The sequence below is a fragment of the Leptothoe kymatousa TAU-MAC 1615 genome (assembly GCF_018739865.1).
Taxonomy (GTDB): Bacteria; Cyanobacteriota; Cyanobacteriia; order Phormidesmidales; family Phormidesmidaceae; genus Leptothoe; species Leptothoe kymatousa.
Map to the genome: position 1 here is coordinate 12,306 of NZ_JADOER010000004.1, position 19,168 is coordinate 31,473.

Here is a 19,168-nt window from a genome sequence, read left to right on the forward strand (position 1 = left end):
TGATGCTGAGTGCACTGTTATTAATTCCATTGCTGGGAGCGCTGTTCGTCAGTTGTTGGCCCAGCAAATTAGCCAGTCGAGATGCTAAACGCCTTAGCATGATCTTTCTGGTGGTCAATCTTGTCGTCAGCTTGTATTTGCTGATCCAGTTTGATCTGGCCAATGTTGGCATGCAATTTGTTGAGTCCGTTCCCTGGCTCGACGAATTAGGTTTGGGTTACGAGCTGGGCCTTGACGGGCTATCGCTGCCGTTGGTGATTATCAACAGCTTACTGTCGCTGGTGGCGGTATATGCCAGCGATGATGACGTGCGTCGCCCTCGCCTTTACTATTCGCTGTTGCTGGTTATTACCTTTGCGGTGGCGGGTGCTTTTGTTGCTCAAAACCTGCTTCTCTTCTTTATCTTTTATGAGCTAGAGCTGATTCCCCTCTATCTTTTAATTGCTATTTGGGGTGGTGCCCAGCGGGGGTATGCGGCCACTAAGTTTTTAATCTATACGGCGATATCCGGCATCCTCATTCTGGCCTCTTTCCTTGGTTTAGTGTGGCTGAGTGGGGCCGAAAGTTTTGACTACAGTTCTACGATGGCCTACGGGTTGCCGTGGATTCAGCAGGCGGTACTGTTGGCGGCTTTGCTCATCGGGTTTGGGATCAAAATTCCCCTATTTCCTCTCCATACCTGGTTGCCAGATGCCCACGTACAGGCATCCACTCCGATTTCGGTGCTGTTGGCCGGTGTGTTGCTAAAGCTGGGTACCTACGGTCTTTTCCGATTTGGGGTGGTTACATTTTCCGAAGTGTGGGTGGATTTGGCCCCCTATTTGGCTTGGTGGGCTGTTGCTAGTGTTCTCTACGGTTCTTTGGCGGCCATTGCCCAAACCGATATGAAGAAAATGGTGGCCTACAGTTCTGTTGGCCATATGGGCTATGTGCTGCTGGCCGCGGCCTCTTCGAACCCTTTGAGTTTTGTGGGCACCGTATTTCAGATGGTGAGCCATGGATTTATCTCGGCGCTACTGTTTTTGGTGGTGGGCGTGGTTTATAAGAAAACCGGGACCCGCGACCTGAAGGTTTTGCGGGGGTTACTCAATCCTGAACGGGGTATGCCGTTGATCGGCAGTGCCATGGTGCTGGCGGTCATGGCCAGTGCTGGTATTCCTGGCATGGTGGGCTTTATTTCTGAATTTATTGTCTATCGCGGTAGCTTTGTTAGCTTTGCGCCCCAGACATTGCTGTGTCTCTTGGGGTCTGGCTTGACGGCGGTTTACTTTTTGTTGTTGGTCAATCGCGCCTTCTTTGGCCGCTTGGCCACATCTGAAGATCAGGCGGTGGAGCAAGATCCTGTGCTGCCGGTGGTGACTTTGCAAGATCGATTGCCGGCCCTTTTGCTAGTTGGTTTGTTGTTTGTATTTGGTCTTAGCCCCAGTTGGATGACTCGTTGGATTGAACCGACGACAACGGCCATGTATGAGGCGATGCCGATCAAGCTGGAGCTGTCGTCCTATAGTGCTTCTGAGCCCCTTGCCAATGCTTCAACAGATATTGCCACCTGTTCGGATGGAGACTGTGCGCTATGACTCAAACTATGCATTCTAAGTTAAACAATGTGCATCCGTTTGCCCACTACGCTGAACGCATTTTGTCGGGGGAGACCCTGCTGCCCGATACCCCCGAAAATGTGATCGAGGTGATGGGAGCGCTGGATAGTTATGGCATTGTTTTGGATTTTTATTCAATCAATCTAAACCACGTTGCCGATACTCAGTTTTTGAATTTGTTTCCCATCTTTAAGTATTTTGATGGGGAGATTAATCCGGCCAGAATGTGGCGGCATTTTTGGCACGATCGCATCAATTATGAGTATGCCGAGTACACCATGAAGGCCATGATGTGGCACGGTGGCGGTGGCTTAGATGCCTATCTTGACACCGATGAATTTCGGGCTAATTGTGAGGCTGCGATCGCAGCCAAAATCAAATACAATCCCGTCCTACAGGTGTTCCATCGAGTCTTCCCCGAGTTCCTGATCGAACAGATTCGCCAGCTCTGTTACTACAGTGGTCTGGGGCAGTTCTGGCGAGTAATGAGCGATATTTTTACCTCATTAGCCGCGCGCTATCGAAAGGGAGAGATTGAGCATATTGCCCAGATTGTTGAACACGTTAAAGATGGTCTAGTGGCCGATGCCGCTCGCCCCATCACCTATAGCGTCAACATTGGCGGCAAAATGTACGATATTTTGCCTGCCTCAGCCGGGCTTACATTCTTGGTGGATACCGCCATTCCCTACGTGGAGTCCATTTTCTTCCGGGGTGGTCCCTTTTTGGGCACGGTTTCCTACAACGCTCAGGCCCAGCAAATTTCGCCCGATCAAAGTCGCTTTACCTACGGCGCCCTGTATGCAGATCCATTGCCCATTGGCGGTAGCGGCATTCCACCCACGCTGCTGATGCAGGATATGTTCCGCCATATGCCTGACTATATGGAAGAGTATTACATGCAGACCGTCCGCCAATTGGGGGATGTGCGCGTGAAGATTTGCGCCAGTTTTCAGCGTTCGATGTTCTGTGTGACCAATGCGGCCCTGGTGGGGCTGTTGCCCAAGGGGGCAGGGGCCACTGAACCAGACGATATTCAGGCCAATCGTGAGTTTTTGATGGTGTGGATGGATCGCTTAGCCACGTCTCAGCTGGAGGCGGTACAAACCAATCCTTTAGGCTCAGATTAGCGTGTACTAGCTAATTTCCCCATGGGGAAATTAGCCCGTCACTGCCCCGGCGGGGAAATCAAAAAAATCCTTGAGAGTTTATAACCATTGGCCCAATGCATCGTGATCAGCGTTAGGCTCAGACTGGTTCGATTGTTGTGTTCCTATGTCTTCAACGGTTTCACGGGCGCCTGTTTCCCCTGTCGTGTCTGAATTATCGTCCTCTACTGTAGCTGTGCTAAATGTAGATGGGATGATGTGTGCCGGGTGTGTGCAGGCCGTAGAAACCCAGTTGCGCCAGTGTGATGGCGTCACCACAGCAACCGTGAATTTGGTGACCAAGGCCGCTGCCGTACAGTATCGCGCCGACATAGTAGAGCCCGAACACCTGGCGGACCTCCTGACGGAGGCCGGGTTTCCGAGCCAAGTGCGCCAGGGGCAAGACCCTGGCAACTGGGCTGAAAAACAGGCGGCGGCGCAGCAGGGGCAAGCATGGAGAGTTGCGATCGCTCTCACGCTGCTGGTGCTTTCAATTTTTGGCCATCTAGAGCACCTTGGTCTTCCGGGCCAGCATTTTTCGGTGCCAGTGCTCAGCACCCTCACCTTTCACTTTGTTTTAGCCACCCTCACCCTCATCGGTCCGGCCCGCGAGATTTTAGCCGATGGCTGGCAGGGCGGCCGCCGTGGGCGGCCCAACATGAATACCCTGGTTGCGATTGGTGCTTTGAGCGCCTACACCACCAGTGTGGTGGCCCTGCTCTTTCCTGGCCTAGGGTGGGAGTGCTTTTTTGATGAGCCAGTGATGCTGCTCAGTTTTATCTTGTTGGGGCGCACCTTAGAAGAGCGGGCTCGTTTTCGGGCCACCGCAGCCCTACGTAGCCTCATTGCGCTGCAGCCCCGTGTGGCGCGCCTGATGACCAGTAGCGCCACGACCGCTGCCATGGAAATTCCCATCAGCCAGGTGCGAGTGGGCGATATCCTCCAGGTGTTGCCTGGGGACAAAATTCCAGTCGATGGTCAGATTCAATCTGGGCAAACCACCATCAATGAAGCCATGGTGACCGGGGAAGCGTTGCCCGTGGCGAAATCAATGGGCGATCCGGTCATCGGCGGCACCTTAAACCAGTCCAGCACAATATTGATCGAAGTTAACCGCACCGGCGCCGATAGCACCCTGGCCCAAATGGTGTCTTTGGTGGAAGCGGCCCAAACCCGCAAAGCACCGATTCAGAGCTTGGCGGATAGGCTGTCTGGCTATTTCACCTATGGCATTTTGACCCTGTCCCTGGTCACATTTCTATTTTGGTATTTTGCCGGGGTCGCAATGTGGCCTGATGCCATTCAGGGGGCGCTGAATCCCCATCACCATGGCGACCATATGGCCCATGCCATGGCCCACACATCCAGGCTATTGGTCAGCCTTAAACTCGCGATTTCGGTGGTGGTGATTGCCTGCCCCTGTGCCCTTGGGTTGGCCACCCCCATGGCCATGTTGGTGGGGTCTGGCATTGGTGCCCAGCGCGGATTGTTGGTGCGGGGGGGAGATGTGTTAGAGACCACCCACCATTTAGATACCATTGTTTTTGATAAAACTGGCACCCTGACCACGGGGCAACCTTGGGTGACAGACTGCGGCAGCTATGACCCTAGTCTGACGGAAAATGACATTTTGCAGCTGGCGGCCAGCGTTGAAAAAGGAACTCGCCACCCCCTAGCTGCAGCGATTTTGGCCGAGGCCCAGCAGCGCCAGCTGACATTGGCTGACGTGACAACCAGTACAACCACCGCTGGCCTAGGGGTGAAGGCTGATGTGCATAACCAAACTGTGTACCTTGGTAATGGTGCTTGGATGGCGGCAGCAGGCATTGCCACAGATATGGCTAGCGATCGGTCCGTGGCTTTAGAAGCCCAAGGAAAAACCCTGGTCTATGTTGGGGTGGAACAGCGGTTAGTGGGGCTAATTGCGATCGCAGATCGTGCCCGAACTGAAGCCCAGGCTGTGATCCAACAGCTACAGCAACAAAACCTGGATGTGCAGCTCCTGAGCGGAGATCGGCCAGCGGTGGCCCAGCAGGTCGCCACGACTTTAGGCATTCCCGTCTCTGCAGGTGGCATGACCCCCGCGGATAAGGTCAAAGCGATTGAAGCATTGCAGCAAGCGGGGCACTGTGTCGGATTTGTCGGGGATGGCATTAACGATGCCCCCGCCCTTGCCCAGGCAGATGTGGGCATTGCCATGGATTCTGGCACTGATATTGCCATTGAAACCGCCGATATAGTGCTGATGCGGGACGAGCTTACCGATGTGGTGTCTGCCCTGGAGCTGGGGCGCAGCACCTTTAACAAAATTCGGCAGAACCTGGCCTGGGCCTTTGGCTATAACCTGGTGTGTATTCCTTTGGCGGCGGGCGTTTTGCTACCCAAGTTTGGCATTGCCCTGAGCCCTGGTTTTGCCGGTGGCTTTATGGCCTTTAGTTCCATTGGCGTGGTGCTAAATTCGCTGTTGCTGCGCTGGCATCTACGCGAAAGCTAAGGGCTTATTAAAATTAAAATTATGGTCTTGTTCCTTGAAATCATAGCTTAACAAGCTTTTTCGGATTAAACCGTGAAGTAGTTTCTTAACAGCACCTAATCATACTAAGGGTTCTATTTAGCACGACTGTTGATCCACAGCTAGATAACGTTATTGGTATTTAGCGTGACAAGTCGTGGTTGCTCGGCTCAAAGTTCCCCAGGATTAGGGTATACAAGGGGCTTTCGAAAGCAATAGCGATTTGACGATTAACTTGGTTGCACATGTCAATCTTGAGTCAGGTTGACGCTGTAGTTTGCTGTATCTTCGAACCCATTAACCAAATCTCTTAAGCTGTGTCGGGAACTTTGTGAGTTCCATAATATTGGATGATCTTTAAAGTGTTCGACCATAAAGAAATCATTAAGTAATACATAATCCTTGTGGATTTTCAAAAATCTGAAATTAAAGCGAATCTCGTCCAAATTCAAAGTTCTAATCAAGTTTGCTTGGCCCAGGTAATCGGTCATGAGACCGTTGTCTTACAGTGTGAAGTATCAAAGAAAAAAAGGTGGCTCTAGCGTGGGATGCCCCAGAGAGCTTTCTCAATCTAATTACTCTACCAAATCTTTGAGCTAGCTGGGTGGGACCTATCAGCGAGTCAACCAATAAAAATTTAAATTCCCTAAGTTCTCAATCGTCATGTTATATGCCCTTTCGACTGGATTAGTCCTTGAGACGACATCTGAGCTAACACGAGAAATGCTAACAGCATTAGAAGATGCATTGTTTTTGGCACAGGATCGACTACGGCTATTTTCCGAGGATGTTGAATTTGCTGAAAAGGTGTCAGTGGCGTTTGGTGAGAGTGTCGATGCAAGTAGACTCCAGTTGGACTGGCTGGAGGGGACCTTTGAAGTTTTTGCTGGGGGAGAGGTACGCGCTAGCGCGGAACTGAACGGTGCGCTAGGAGCCTATGCCGCTTCACTAGATACGATCTATTTGTCGCAAGAGTTGTTGGCAACAGGGGATGTAGAGCAGATTGTCGCGGTATGGCTAGAAGAGGCAGGGCATCGGGTAGATGCGCAGATTAATGTAGCAGATAGCACGGGGGATGAAGGTGAGATTTTTTCACGGATAGTGCAGGGTGAAGTGCTCAGTGAAACGGAGTTATATCGGTTGAAATCCAAGGAGGATAAGACAACTGTTATATTCGATGGTCAAGCGATTCAAATCGAGCAGGCACATGTAAACGAGCGTGAGCCGAATAATTTTCCAGGAAACGCTCAGTTTATTGCTCCATCCAATTTCACGCGTGATTTTGATGCTGGAATTCAAGACCTATCGGGCAATAATATTTCTACTACTTATTATCACGCTACCATCAACGGCTCAGGGGATTTCGATTACAGTAACGACTTTTATCGTTTTAGTGCTCTTTCGGGAAGTACGATTATTCTTGATGTTGACGATAACACTTTTCCTGCAGCGCTATATCTATATAACTTAAATGGTTCTTTTCTAGTCAGATATGACTCCTTCCCTCCTGCTGAACCAGGACATACAGGTTCTCAAGAGTCTTCTTTTATTACGTTTACTGCACCATATACGGGTGACTTTATTGTTGGAGTTGGCTCCTATAATGGGGGGGCTATACCTGGCGATACTTCATATGAATTAAATATTTCACTTTCTGAGCAACCACAGTTAAATGAGCGTGAGCCGAATAATTCTCTAGGAAGTGCTCAGTTTATTGATTCATCCAATTTCACGCGTGATTTTGATGCTGGAATTCAAGACCTATCGGGCAATAATATTTCTACTACTTATTATCACGCTACCATCAACGGCTCAGGAGATAACACCAGCGACTTTTATCGTTTTAGCGCTCTTTCGGGAAGTACGATTATTCTCGACGTTGACGATAACCTCCCTCCTGTCGGTCTATTTTTATATACCTCAAGTGGGGGGTTGTTAACCAGACATGAATTCTTCCCTCCTACTGAACCAGGACATACAGGTTCTCAAGAGTCTTCTTTTATTACGTTTACTGCACCATATACGGGTGACTTTATTGTTGGAGTTGGCTCCTATAATGGGGGGGCTATACCTGGCGGTACTTCGTATGAATTAAATATTTCGCTTTCTGAGCAACCGCAGTTAAATGAGCGTGAGCCGAATAATTCTCCAGGAAATGCTCAGTTTATTGATTCCTTGAATTTCACGCGTGATTTTGATGCTGGAATTCAAGACCTATCGGGTAATAATATTTCTACTACTTATTATCACGCTACCATCAACGGCTCAGGAGATAACACCAGCGACTTTTATCGTTTTAGCGCTCTTTCGGGAAGTACGATTATTCTTGACGTTGACGATAACCTCCCTCCTGTCGGTCTATTTTTATATACCTCAAGTGGGGGGTTGTTAACCAGACATGAATTCTTCCCTCCTACTGAACCAGGACATACAGGTTCTCAAGAGTCTTCTTTTATTACGTTTACTGCACCATATACGGGTGACTTTATTGTTGGAGTTGGCTCCTATAATGGGGGGGCTATACCTGGCGGTACTTCGTATGAATTAAATATTTCACTTTCTGAGAGCCCCACAGCTCCTGATGCTGTGGATGATGCAGTCACTATCAATGAAGATACTGTCCTCATCGGCGATGTCTTTGCCAATAATGACAATGGAATCGATAGTGATCCCAATGGTGACAACTTTACTGTTACCGAAGTCAATGGTGTCGCTACCGATGTCGGTGCCGAAATTACCCTGGTCTCTGGTGCCTTACTCACGCTCAACAGCGATGGCACCTTCGACTATGATCCTAACGGTCAGTTTGAGTCTCTTAATGATGGGGATACTGACACCGACAGCTTCACTTACACTATCGACGACAACAACGGCGGCACCGATACCGCTACGGTGACAGTGACTATCAATGGCCTCACCGATGGTGGCCCCATCGTCGGCGGGACAGGTGCTGACACCTTAACCGGCAGCGCTGCTGGCGAACTGATCCAAGGTCTAGGCGATAGAGACGTTCTCTTTGGCCTCGGCGGTGACGACACCCTAGAAGGCGGCACCGGTATTGACCGCCTGATTGGCGGCACCGGCGCAGACACCATCATCGGCGGCCCTGGCAACGACATCGCCGAATATAACGAGTCCGATGCCGGAGTAGTCATCGACCTGACCCAGGGCACTGGCTTCGGTGGTCATGCAGAAGGCGACACCTTTATCGACGTCGAAAACCTCAAAGGTAGCAACTTTGACGACCAGCTAACCGGCAATGCCAGACGCAATGTCTTGTTTGGCCTAGACGGCAACGACACCCTGTCCGGTGAAGCCGGAGCCGATGCCCTGATTGGCGGAGCCGGAGCCGACACCCTGGATGGCGGCGCAGGTAACGACATCGCCCTATATAACAACTCCGCCGCCGGAGTGACCGTCAACCTAGCAACAGGTGTGGGCACAGGGGGCGATGCCGAGGGCGACGTGCTGATCGATATCGAACGCCTCACCGGTAGCGCCTTTGACGACCAGCTCATCGGCAATGAAAAACGCAACACCTTGATCGGTGGAGCCGGAGCCGACACCTTGGTGGGCGCAGGTAATCGCAATACCTTTGTCTATAACCGTCTCAGCGATTCACTGTTGGCCAGCCATGACGTCATTAGTGACTTAAACATCGGCAGCGCCTTTGTGATTGATACCATCAATGGCCCCGCCGCCGTTGCCGCCGCCGATGTCGCCCAGCTAGGTACGGCGGCGAGTCTGACCGAAACAGACATTCAGGCAGTGCTGAGCGCCACTGACTTTGTCAGCAATGGTTTGGCTACCTTTAGTGTGGGTAGCCAAACCTATGTGGCGCTAAATGATGGTACAGCCGGGTTTGCCGCTACCAGCGATGCCGTTATCGAGATTACCGGATTCACCGGTAATCTCAGCGATCTGAATATTGTTTAATCCCAAATTATCCCGCCAGGTAATTTCCTAGAGATTTTCTGGGAATTTAACAAATACAGCCGTATCCTTTTCACTAAAGAGATAAGGATACGGCTGTATTTGTTAAAAATGGATATTTATCTCTATTTTTTCAGAGTATCAGTCTCACAGGACTGAAAATGCCTGGGCAATTTTCTCTACAATAACATTCAAAAAATTTGAAAGCACAATCAGAAATAGCAGCAAAAAGCTAACATTAGAACCAATTAATCGTCCCAGAAGCTGAAATAACCCATTATCTGTTCTAAATTTTGATGTGTTCTCATCTTGAAGCCGCAAAAGCGCATCAGAGGAAGTTTTCAAAGCCTTAAGATATTGAGATAGGGAGACAAAAAGGATTCCTAAAACTGATGCTGAGAAAAAGTATGTGATTTTCTGAAAACTTTGAGCATCAGGGGTGTAGGTCATCAGACCAACTCTATCTTCAAAGATACGAATGGCTTCAACCCATATAAACAGAGTTGTATAGGGACTAATGATGTTGATAAAAACCAAGAAATATTGCGCGAATAGATTTCTGACTGTCTTTTGTTTAAGGCGATTGGGGATGGTCGAATAAGTATTGATGACTTTTGCGATATTTGACTTCAATTTTGTATTGTTTTGCCAGTTTTTCGTTAGGTCATTAGTCACTGCGTAGACACTAATGACTGTGAACTTGAGCGCAATTGGAACATAAACAATAAAGCCGTAGGCTATATAAACTATTGAAGGCAGCTGATATTCTTTAAATCTATCAAATGGATCATTTAGTTGTTGATCAATAGAAGGATATTTGGCCTGCAGGTACTGTGGAGCATTAAAAAAGTTATGCCAGGCCAATGCCGCAAATAAACAGATAAAAATAGCTAAGATTGCCCACCTAAAAAATTTTGCTTTCTTAGATTTACTTTGTCTCAAGTCATCTGCCTGATCTTTCCAGCGAAGATCCATCATGTAAGAGGCACCAGACAATAGAATAAGAAGCCTGAATAATTCAACCAGTCCAGGATTATTTAAACAGTCTTGACAGTTTATAAATTCTTGGGTTCGAGATTCTCCTAAAAATACTCCATAGTGAAGATATAACGACAGTGTTGCAACTGTTATCAAGACAAGGTTGAAGGTAAATAATTTTATCGTATATTGCTTAGTAATGGAGGCAGCATCCCTCTGTGTAAAGGTATCTGCCGGGTTACTGATTTCCCAAATATTGTCTAACTGTCGTTCAATCCAATGTTGGTTGAAAATGGTTTGATAGACTCGATTAGCAACTATTAAGCGATTGTTTTGGCAGGTTACCAGGCCAGATAGTTGCAGCTCAATGTCTTCCGGTTCATTAGAAACGGTTACAGATGAGTTGAGTATGGTTTGATATCGATATAACAATGCGATTGCTTGTGATGGATTATAGAGTATGCGATCTCGAATGGTTTTCAAATGCTCAGGGTCATCCTGGGTTTCCCAATTTTTGATGATATACCTATGAATAATGTCTTCAAGGCTACTAGAATGGCCTTCGGCATGTTGACCAACTAGTTGACATATTTTCTGAGTCAAAAAAGGTTGTCCCCCGGTCCAGGCAAGAATTTCCTTAAGACTCTGTTCTGGATTATTAACCTTGCCAGCCATTCCCTGGGTCAGTTTCGTACGGGCGTGTTGCAACTCTAACCCATTGAGTTGTATCGCTTGACCGATATTAAACGGGGTTAAGCGTCGGTTTTCGATCAGATCAGAGGGGGTAGTTACTCCTAGCAGGCAAAAAGTCAACCTTCGGTAAATCGGGTTTTCTGCGCGCTGATTGTAACAGGCACGAATAAAGGCAAAGAAATCATCCGTTCTAAATTCAAAACTAAGTACGGCCTCAATCTCATCAATGAAGATAACAATATTTTGTTGGAGAGACGGTAACAATACAGTTTCTAATAAGTGGCCAAATCGTTGTACGACCGGCAGCGTGCTGTGATTGGTCCATTCTGTTTCCCAACTGGCTGCGCTGACCTGGGGAAACATTCTAAATATTCGGTAAAGTAAGCCCCTATACCATTGGTCTGGTGTCGCAATACTACCTGATGCCGTTAAGTCGATAAACGCACAGGCTACGTCTGCTGCCTGAAGCCGAGCCATGGTCCGCACGCGCAAGCTCGACTTGCCCATTTGTCGTGAGGTCAAGACATAGCAAAATCGACCAGCCATTAGCTGCTCGTACAATTCATCATCAGCAGACCGCCAGACATAGGTGGGGGCATTTAACTGTAAGCTGCCCCCAATGGAATAGACGGACGGCTGATTCATGGGTTACCTCCACTCACTGGCTCAGGCAAGCTTGGAAATAGAGTCTGTAGAGATGGCATCGGGGTTCTGCTTTATCACCATGCCAGCGTAGCAAGCCCAGGCTACGCAGTCTAAAGCCTTGATCTCTATCCACAAGAATGGGGTGATCAGCCGCTAAAATCTGGCGCAATAGATCGACAGATGTCGGATGTCGCATCAATAGCGCTTCTATTTTTCTGAGAAAATCATTGTAATAGTGGCCTGCTGGGGTGTGGGCCGTTGCTAAGAACGTTGTTAGCGTTAACTCTGGGTTGTTTCTTAGAGTAGATAGGGCGATGGTCACCAAATATGGATGGCCGCCAATTATGGCCATCAGTTGATTAATTTGATCCGTCTGCAAAGCTACGTTGTAGCGTCTTGCTAATTCAATAACGTCATTACGACTAAAGTCGGGGAGTTCAATACAGGTACCAACATTAAAAGGGGAATGGTTAACCTCCAGGTCAAGGTAAATATCAGTGGAGTGAACGATAATTAGGCGCAGATTATTCCACCCTGGCAGGATACGGGCATCGTCATGCCATGACCGTAACAGTCTAAAAAAGTCAGTGGCCGTATGAGCATAGGGAAAGACTTCATCGACATTGTCGAGAAAGATAGCCAATGGCGCATTTAGCTTCGGGAAAATGACCCGCTCTAGGTAGGCTGTGCAGTTATCGTTACTGCCCAATTCTGGATTCCATGAAGTATCTACAATGGTTGGGTTGATATCCAGTTGCTCACTGATTTTGCGACAGAACCATTGCAAAAACATGTTGACATTATCCAGGGCATCCTGGCTAACTCCCATAAAGTTTAAGTAGGGCTTGTAGTACTTTTCAATGGCTGGACAGTCAAATAACCAGTGCAACAGCTCTGTTTTGCCCATTTTTTTAGACCCTTTGATTCTTAGCAGGCTGCCTGGTTGCATGATGCATTGATAGGCTGCAGTCTCCACTGCTGGGCGTTCTATATATAGGAAGTTATCACTGGCAATGCTTTCGTGATTATTAATGCCGACGGCAGTGCAAATGTTAATAAAGTTGTTTTCTTTGATTTTTTCTCCTGCCCAAAATCGTCTCAGGGTGGTGGGTCTAACCTCGGCTTTGTCACACCAAATTTCAGCTCGTTTGGTCCAGCCTCGCTGCTTTCTGGCAGCATCAACGATCAATAGTCCTGCTTCGGAAGCTCTTAAGGTAAGACCCACTGGGCATTGTCCTCAGTACTTACATGGGTACATGATAGGCGTGTGTCGCTGTATCCCCAAGCATCTTTAGAATGATTAGGGCAACTGGGCTAAATTTAAGGATCTTTTCCAAGAAGTGACCTAAATACTGACCTATTTATTTAGATTGTTTGGTTTATTATGAGCATAAGGGGATATGGTGGAGATTTATAGGTAAAACATCTGAATTTTCTATCTTTGGGATCTACTCGAAAATAAAGTATCGGTGCGTCAAGAGTATCGCATAATATCCTCTACGTAAGGTGGGTGCATTATTTAATAGCACGTCCTTTTGAATAGGTGTGTTATACAAATCATCTGTCCTCAACCTTTATAGCTAAACAATCAGGGCCACAACAGAGGGTCGTACTACTATTTCTTTCACTTAGCAATAGAATTTCAAGGGACATCACCATTCAAAGCAACTCTAATGATGTCTTTGAATAGATATCTACAAAAACATCAAAATCACATTAGAAACGAGACGTGTGGGCTTTCTATCCATAATTCGAGTCTGACACAATTGGATTCTGTTGAAATTTTCTAAATTCTGAAGACTTTCAGCTACTTTTGCCCATGGCCTCATGCGCTACAAAAAGGATGAGAAATGCTATAAAAGTTGTTCTCGTGAAAAAATCACAATGACAACTGTCTGAATAAAGAGCATGTTGTCATAGCTCGAGCCAGCTATGACAACCAATATGGCTGACAACACTCCACCAAATAATAAGAAAATTTCTTTTGTGACGCTTTCGACTACCCCCTTACTAAAATGACGGATCAACCCGCTATACCTTCCTCTGCCTCTCGTCTGGAGATTACGGGGTCACGCCAGTTTACATCTTGGTTAGCAGAACATCATTTGAGCCTTGCCTTTAGCACCTATCAGGCAGGCAAAGTCTTTTGGATTGGCCTTCAGCCCGACGGTCGATTATCAGTCTTTGAGCGTACCTTTGATCGTTGCATGGGACTATGCGTCAACGGCAATAGCTTATGGGTTTCTACCCTGTATCAACTGTGGCGGTTTGAAAATACATTGCAGCCAGGTCAAAAATACCAGGGCTATGATGCGTTGTACGTACCACAGATGAGCTATGTTACAGGAGATTTAGACATCCATGATATTGCGATAGAGACCGCTCAAGCAGCTCAGGATAGCTCTTCTGCAGAAAATACTCTTCCTATTTTTGTTAATACGTTGTTTGGTTGTTTGGCCAGCCCCAGCCATACCCATAGCTTTGTTCCGGTTTGGCAGCCACCGTTTCTCAGCAAAATGGCAGCTGAGGATCGCTGTCATCTGAATGGCATGGCCCTACAAGATGGTCAGGTCCGCTATGTAACGTCAGTGAGTCGGAGTGATGTGGCCGATGGCTGGCGAGACCATCGGGTAGACGGTGGCTGTGTTATGGATATCTCTAACGATGAGATTATTGCCACCGGATTATCGATGCCCCATTCTCCTCGCTGGTACCGAGACCGGCTGTGGTTAGTGAACTCTGGCACAGGAGAGTTTGGTTACTTAGACATGGCCACAGGAACCTTTGAGGTAGTGACGTTTTGTCCAGGGTATTTAAGAGGTCTGGCCTTTTTTGGAGATTTTGCCGTGGTGGGTCTTTCAGAGCCACGGCATAACAAGAGCTTCCAGGGACTGCCCCTGGATGATGCCCTCTCTCGCAAGGGAGCAACGCCACGCTGTGGGCTGGGGGTGATTGATTTGCGCAGTGGAGATTTGGTGCATACCCTGCGTATTGAAGGAGTAATTGCGGAGCTGTATGACGTGGCGGTAATGCCCCAGATAAGGCGGCCTATGGCCATTGGCTTCCGTAATGATGAGATTCGTCGGGTGATTTCTGTGGGGGAGCCTAACGAGTGATCTACCAGGGATAGGATGCCTTGCTCAGGAAGAGGCCCTATCCAGTTGTCAGGGATGATTTTGAAACTAGTGTGAATAACAACTGTAGGAATCTGTTAAATGAGTTCTCTTAATTTAGCTGACCTGAATGGCAGCAATGGCTTTGTGCTCAACGGCATTGATATCAGTGATCAATCAGGCACCTCAGTAAGCAGTGCTGGGGATATCAATGGCGATGGCATTGATGACGTGATTATTGGGGCACGCGGTGCCGACCCCAATGGCCAATCTAATGCGGGCGAAAGTTATGTGGTCTTTGGCAGTACCAGTCCTTTTGCCGCCAGTCTAGATCTATCGGCTCTGGATGGCAGCAATGGTTTTGTACTCAACGGCATTGATAACGGTGACGGATCAGGCATCTCGGTGAGCAATGCCGGGGATGTCAATGGGGATGGCATTGATGACGTGATCATTGGGGCACGCTATGCCGCCCCCAATGGCCTATCTAGTGCGGGCGAAAGCTATGTGGTCTTTGGCAGCACCAGTCCTTTTGCCGCCAGCCTAGATCTATCGGCCCTGGATGGCACTAATGGCTTTGTCATCAACGGCATTGATGGCTTTGACCGATCAGGTCGCTCAGTGAGCAGTGCCGGAGATGTTAACGGCGATGGCATTGATGACGTGATCATTGGGGCATATCGTGCCGATCCCAATGGCCAATCTTATGCGGGCGAAAGCTATGTGGTGTTTGGCAGCACCAGTCCTTTTGCCGCCAGCCTAGATCTATCGGCCCTGGATGGTACTAATGGCTTTGTCATCAACGGCATTAATAACATTGACCTTGTAGGCCGCTCGGTGAGCAGTGCCGGGGATGTCAACGATGATGGTATCGATGACCTGATTATTGGGGCAGAGGGGGCCGACCCTAATGGCCAATCTCTTGCGGGCGAAAGCTATGTGGTGTTTGGCAGTAGCAGTCCTTTTGCCGCCAGCCTAGATCTATCGGCTCTGGATGGCAGCAATGGCTTTGTGATCAACGGCATTGATAGCGATGACCTATCAGGTCGCTCAGTGAGCAGTGCCGGGGATGTCAACGGCGATGGCATCGATGACCTGATCATAGGGGCACGTTTTGCCGACTCCAATGGCCAATCTGATGCGGGTGAAAGCTATGTGGTATTTGGCAGTATTAATGGCTTTGCCCCTAGCTTGAATCTATCTGCCCTGGATGGCAGCAATGGCTTTGTCATCAACGGCATTGATCGCGGTGACGAATCAGGCAGCTCGGTTAGCGGGGCTGGGGATGTCAACGGCGATGGCATCGATGATCTGATTATTGGAGCTGTTTCGGGCGAAAGCTATATAGTCTTTGGTAGTACCAGTCCCTTTGCCCCTAACTTGAATCTATCAGCCCTGACTGGTAGCAATGGCTTTGTACTCAACGGCATTGATGGCGATGTCACTTTAGGCATCTCGGTGAGCAGTGCCGGGGATGTCAACGGCGATGGCATCGATGACCTAATTATTGGGGCAACCCGTGCCGATCCCAATAACCAATCTAGTGCGGGCGAAAGCTATGTGGTCTTTGGCAGCAGCGCAAATGCTACCAATACTATCCCCATTGCCACCGATGATATTATCTTCACAGATGAAGACTTTGTTAACGACAATAACAACGTTATTGTTCGAAATAACTTTAATGGCATTGATAACGATCCCGATGGAGATACCCTTACTGTCATTGCAGTTAATGGCGATACAGCCAACGTTGACACAGAAATCACCCTAAACTCTGGGGCACTAGTAACCGTCAGCAGTGATGGCTCCCTACGTTACAATCCCAACGGTCAGTTTGAAGATCTTGTTGATGGTCAACTAGGCTTCGATAGCTTTACTTACACTATTTCCGATGGAAATGGCGGTACCGATACTGCCACCGTGACCATGAGGATCAATGGTGCTGCTGATTTCCCTGATAGTGCTTTCTTTGATTTGAACACTCTGGACGGCACCAATGGGTTTGTCATGAACGGTATTGATGCCGATGATTTCTCGGGAGACCAAGTGAGCAGTCTTGGTGACGTTAATGGTGATGGCTTTGACGATGTGATTATCAGTGCCGTTAATGGCGATCCGAATGGCAATACCGATGCTGGTGAAAGCTACGTCATTTTTGGCACTGATAGTGGATTTACCAGTAGCCTGGATCTGGACAGCTTAGATGGCACCAATGGCTTTGTCATTAACGGCATTGATCAATCTGATTCAGCAGGGGTATCGGTCAGTGGTGCAGGAGACTTTAATAATGATGGCATTGATGACATTTTAATTGGTGCCTTTGGGGCTGATCCTAACTTTACCGGTGCTGCTGGTGAAACCTATGTCATATACGGTAACACCAACGGTTTTGGCAACAGCTTTGATCTCTCCAGTCTGGACGGCAGCAACGGTATTGTTATCAACGGTATTGATGTCCTTGACATCTCAGGGGTCTCCGTCAGCAGCCTGGGTGATATCAATGGTGACGATATTGATGACATTATTATTGGCGCAGAACAAGCGGATCCAGATAATCGAGCAGAGGCTGGAGAAAGCTATGTTGTCTTTGGTAGTAGCAGCTTAGGTAGCAGTCTTGACCTCGCAACCCTGGATGGCAGCAATGGGTTTGTCATTGGTGGGTTGAATCCTGACGATCGCTCAGGGCGACCTGTGAGTGGGGCTGGCGATATCAACAATGATGGCTTGAATGACATTATTATTGGCGCATCCGGTGCCGACCCTGATGGTAAGTCAAGTGCCGGTGAAAGCTATGTTATTTTTGGCAGCAGCGCTGGCTTTAATAGCAGTTTTGATCTATCAACACTGGATGGCAGTAATGGGTTCACCATTAAGGGGATTGCTCCCTTTAGTCGTTCGGGTGGACGCGTTAGCGATGCCGGTGATGTGAATGGTGACGGCATTGATGATGTAATCATCAGTGCGTCGTTTGCATCTCCAGACGGTAAGCCTGTTGCTGGTGAAAGCTATATCCTCTTTGGAGGTGACGGAGACTTTGACAGTACCTTAGAGCTGTCTGCCCTGAATGGCAACAATGGGTTTGTTATTAAAGGTGTGGATGTATTCGACCGTTCAGGTTTTTCGGTGAGCGGTGCTGGAGATGTCAATGATGATGGCATTGATGACTTGATTGTAAGTGCCTTTAACGCAACACCACCAGGTGCCAGTGGTGCGGGAGAAAGTTATATCATCTATGGCAGTCAAGATGGCTTTGGCAGCAGCTTTGATCTCTTAACCCTGGATGGCAGTAATGGATTTGTTGTCAGCGGTCTCGATGAAGATGATCGGTTAGGCAGTTCGGTAAGCGGTGCAGGCGATTTTAATGGCGATGGTGTCGATGATATAATTATTGGCGCTTTCCTTGCAGATCCGAATGGCACTTCCAATGCCGGTGAGAGCTATCTAATATTTGGGCAGAGTGACGAAGTCACCGAAGGGGATCCCATTGTCGGCGGGACAGGTGCTGACACCTTAACCGGCAGCGCTGCTGGCGAACTGATCCAAGGTCTAGGCGATAGAGACGTTCTCTTTGGCCTCGGCGGTGACGACACCCTAGAAGGCGGCACCGGTATTGACCGCCTGATTGGCGGCACTGGCGCAGACACCATCATCGGCGGCCCTAGCAACGACATCGCCGAATATAACGAGTCCGATGCCGGAGTAGTCATCGACCTGACCCAGGGCACTGGCTTCGGTGGTCATGCAGAAGGCGACACCTTTATCGACGTCGAAAACCTCAAAGGTAGCAACTTTGACGACCAGCTAATCGGTAATGCCAGACGTAATGTGTTATTTGGCCTAGACGGCAACGACACCCTTTCTGGAGAAGCCGGAGCCGATGCCCTCATTGGCGGAGCCGGAGCTGACACCCTGGATGGTGGAGCAGGTAACGACCTGGCCCTATATAACGCCTCCGATGCCGGAGTGACCGTCAACTTGGCCACAGGTGTGGCCACAGGGGGCGATGCGGAAGGTGATGTGCTGATCGATATCGAACGTCTTGTCGGTAGCGACTTTGACGACCAGCTAACGGGTAATGCAAAACGTAACACCTTTATTGGTGGAGCTGGTGCTGATACCCTATTCGGTGCGGGCAATCGCAATACGTTTATCTACCGTTCCCTAAGCGAGTCACTGTTGGGCAGCCATGATGTCATTAGTGATCTAGACATCGGCAGCGCCTTTGTTATTGATACTATCAATGGCCCCTCTGCCGTGGCCGCTGCCGATGTAGCCCAGCTAGGTACGGCGGCGAGTCTGACCGAAACAGACATTCAGGCAGTGCTGAGCGCCACTGACTTTGTCAGCAATGGTGCGGCCACCTTTAGCGTCGGTAGCCAAACCTATGTGGCGCTAAATGATGACACAGCCGGGTTTGCCGCTAGTAGCGATGCCGTTATCGAAATTACTGGATTCACCGGTAATCTAAGCGATCTCAGCATTGCTTAAAGGAGATGTGCTTCATTCTGGTCGATAGTTGTGACGGGACTGAAGCACAGTTTTGATAGC

General features: G+C 48.6%; 8 protein-coding genes. 6 read left to right on the forward strand and 2 right to left on the reverse strand.

Features of this window, described 5'->3' with window-relative positions; all coding sequences use genetic code 11:
- Positions 1-2: 2 nt before the first annotated feature.
- From IXB28_RS02635 to IXB28_RS02650, 4 genes are all read left to right on the forward strand, one after another.
- The gene (locus IXB28_RS02635) at positions 3-1,577 is read left to right on the forward strand and encodes an NADH-quinone oxidoreductase subunit M (RefSeq protein WP_215617000.1); all 1,575 of its coding nucleotides are present in this window, start codon (positions 3-5) and stop codon (positions 1,575-1,577) included.
- An 8-nt stretch (positions 1,578-1,585) separates the two neighbouring features.
- Positions 1,586-2,728 carry a CO2 hydration protein gene (locus tag IXB28_RS02640; RefSeq protein WP_246559596.1) on the forward strand — a complete coding sequence of 381 codons (1,143 nt, stop codon included), beginning with the start codon at positions 1,586-1,588 and terminating at the stop codon, positions 2,726-2,728.
- Positions 2,729-2,873: 145 nt separating this feature from the next.
- Complete coding sequence (locus tag IXB28_RS02645; protein ID WP_215617002.1) at positions 2,874-5,240, forward strand: heavy metal translocating P-type ATPase; 2,367 nt, start codon at positions 2,874-2,876, stop codon at positions 5,238-5,240.
- A 981-nt stretch (positions 5,241-6,221) separates the two neighbouring features.
- The gene (locus IXB28_RS02650; protein WP_215617003.1) at positions 6,222-9,194 is read left to right on the forward strand and encodes a bluetail domain-containing putative surface protein; all 2,973 of its coding nucleotides are present in this window, start codon (positions 6,222-6,224) and stop codon (positions 9,192-9,194) included.
- 144 nt (positions 9,195-9,338) lie between these two features.
- On the opposite strand, the gene IXB28_RS02655 is transcribed toward IXB28_RS02650, so the two are convergent.
- Together IXB28_RS02655 and IXB28_RS02660 are read right to left on the reverse strand one after the other, a co-directional pair.
- The gene (locus tag IXB28_RS02655) at positions 9,339-11,507 is read right to left on the reverse strand and encodes an AAA-like domain-containing protein (RefSeq protein WP_215617004.1); all 2,169 of its coding nucleotides are present in this window, start codon (positions 11,505-11,507) and stop codon (positions 9,339-9,341) included.
- 13 nt (positions 11,508-11,520) lie between these two features.
- Positions 11,521-12,732: an AAA-like domain-containing protein gene (locus IXB28_RS02660; RefSeq protein WP_215617005.1), complete on the reverse strand. Its 1,212-nt coding sequence runs from the start codon at positions 12,730-12,732 to the stop codon at positions 11,521-11,523.
- Positions 12,733-13,522: 790 nt separating this feature from the next.
- On the opposite strand from IXB28_RS02660, the gene IXB28_RS02665 reads away from it, so the two are divergent.
- Positions 13,523-14,623, forward strand: a complete 1,101-nt coding sequence (locus tag IXB28_RS02665; protein WP_215617006.1) for a TIGR03032 family protein — start codon at positions 13,523-13,525, stop codon at positions 14,621-14,623.
- Positions 14,624-14,722: 99 nt separating this feature from the next.
- Positions 14,723-19,108: a beta strand repeat-containing protein gene (locus tag IXB28_RS02670; protein ID WP_215617007.1), complete on the forward strand. Its 4,386-nt coding sequence runs from the start codon at positions 14,723-14,725 to the stop codon at positions 19,106-19,108.
- The last annotated feature ends 60 nt before the right edge of the window (positions 19,109-19,168 follow it).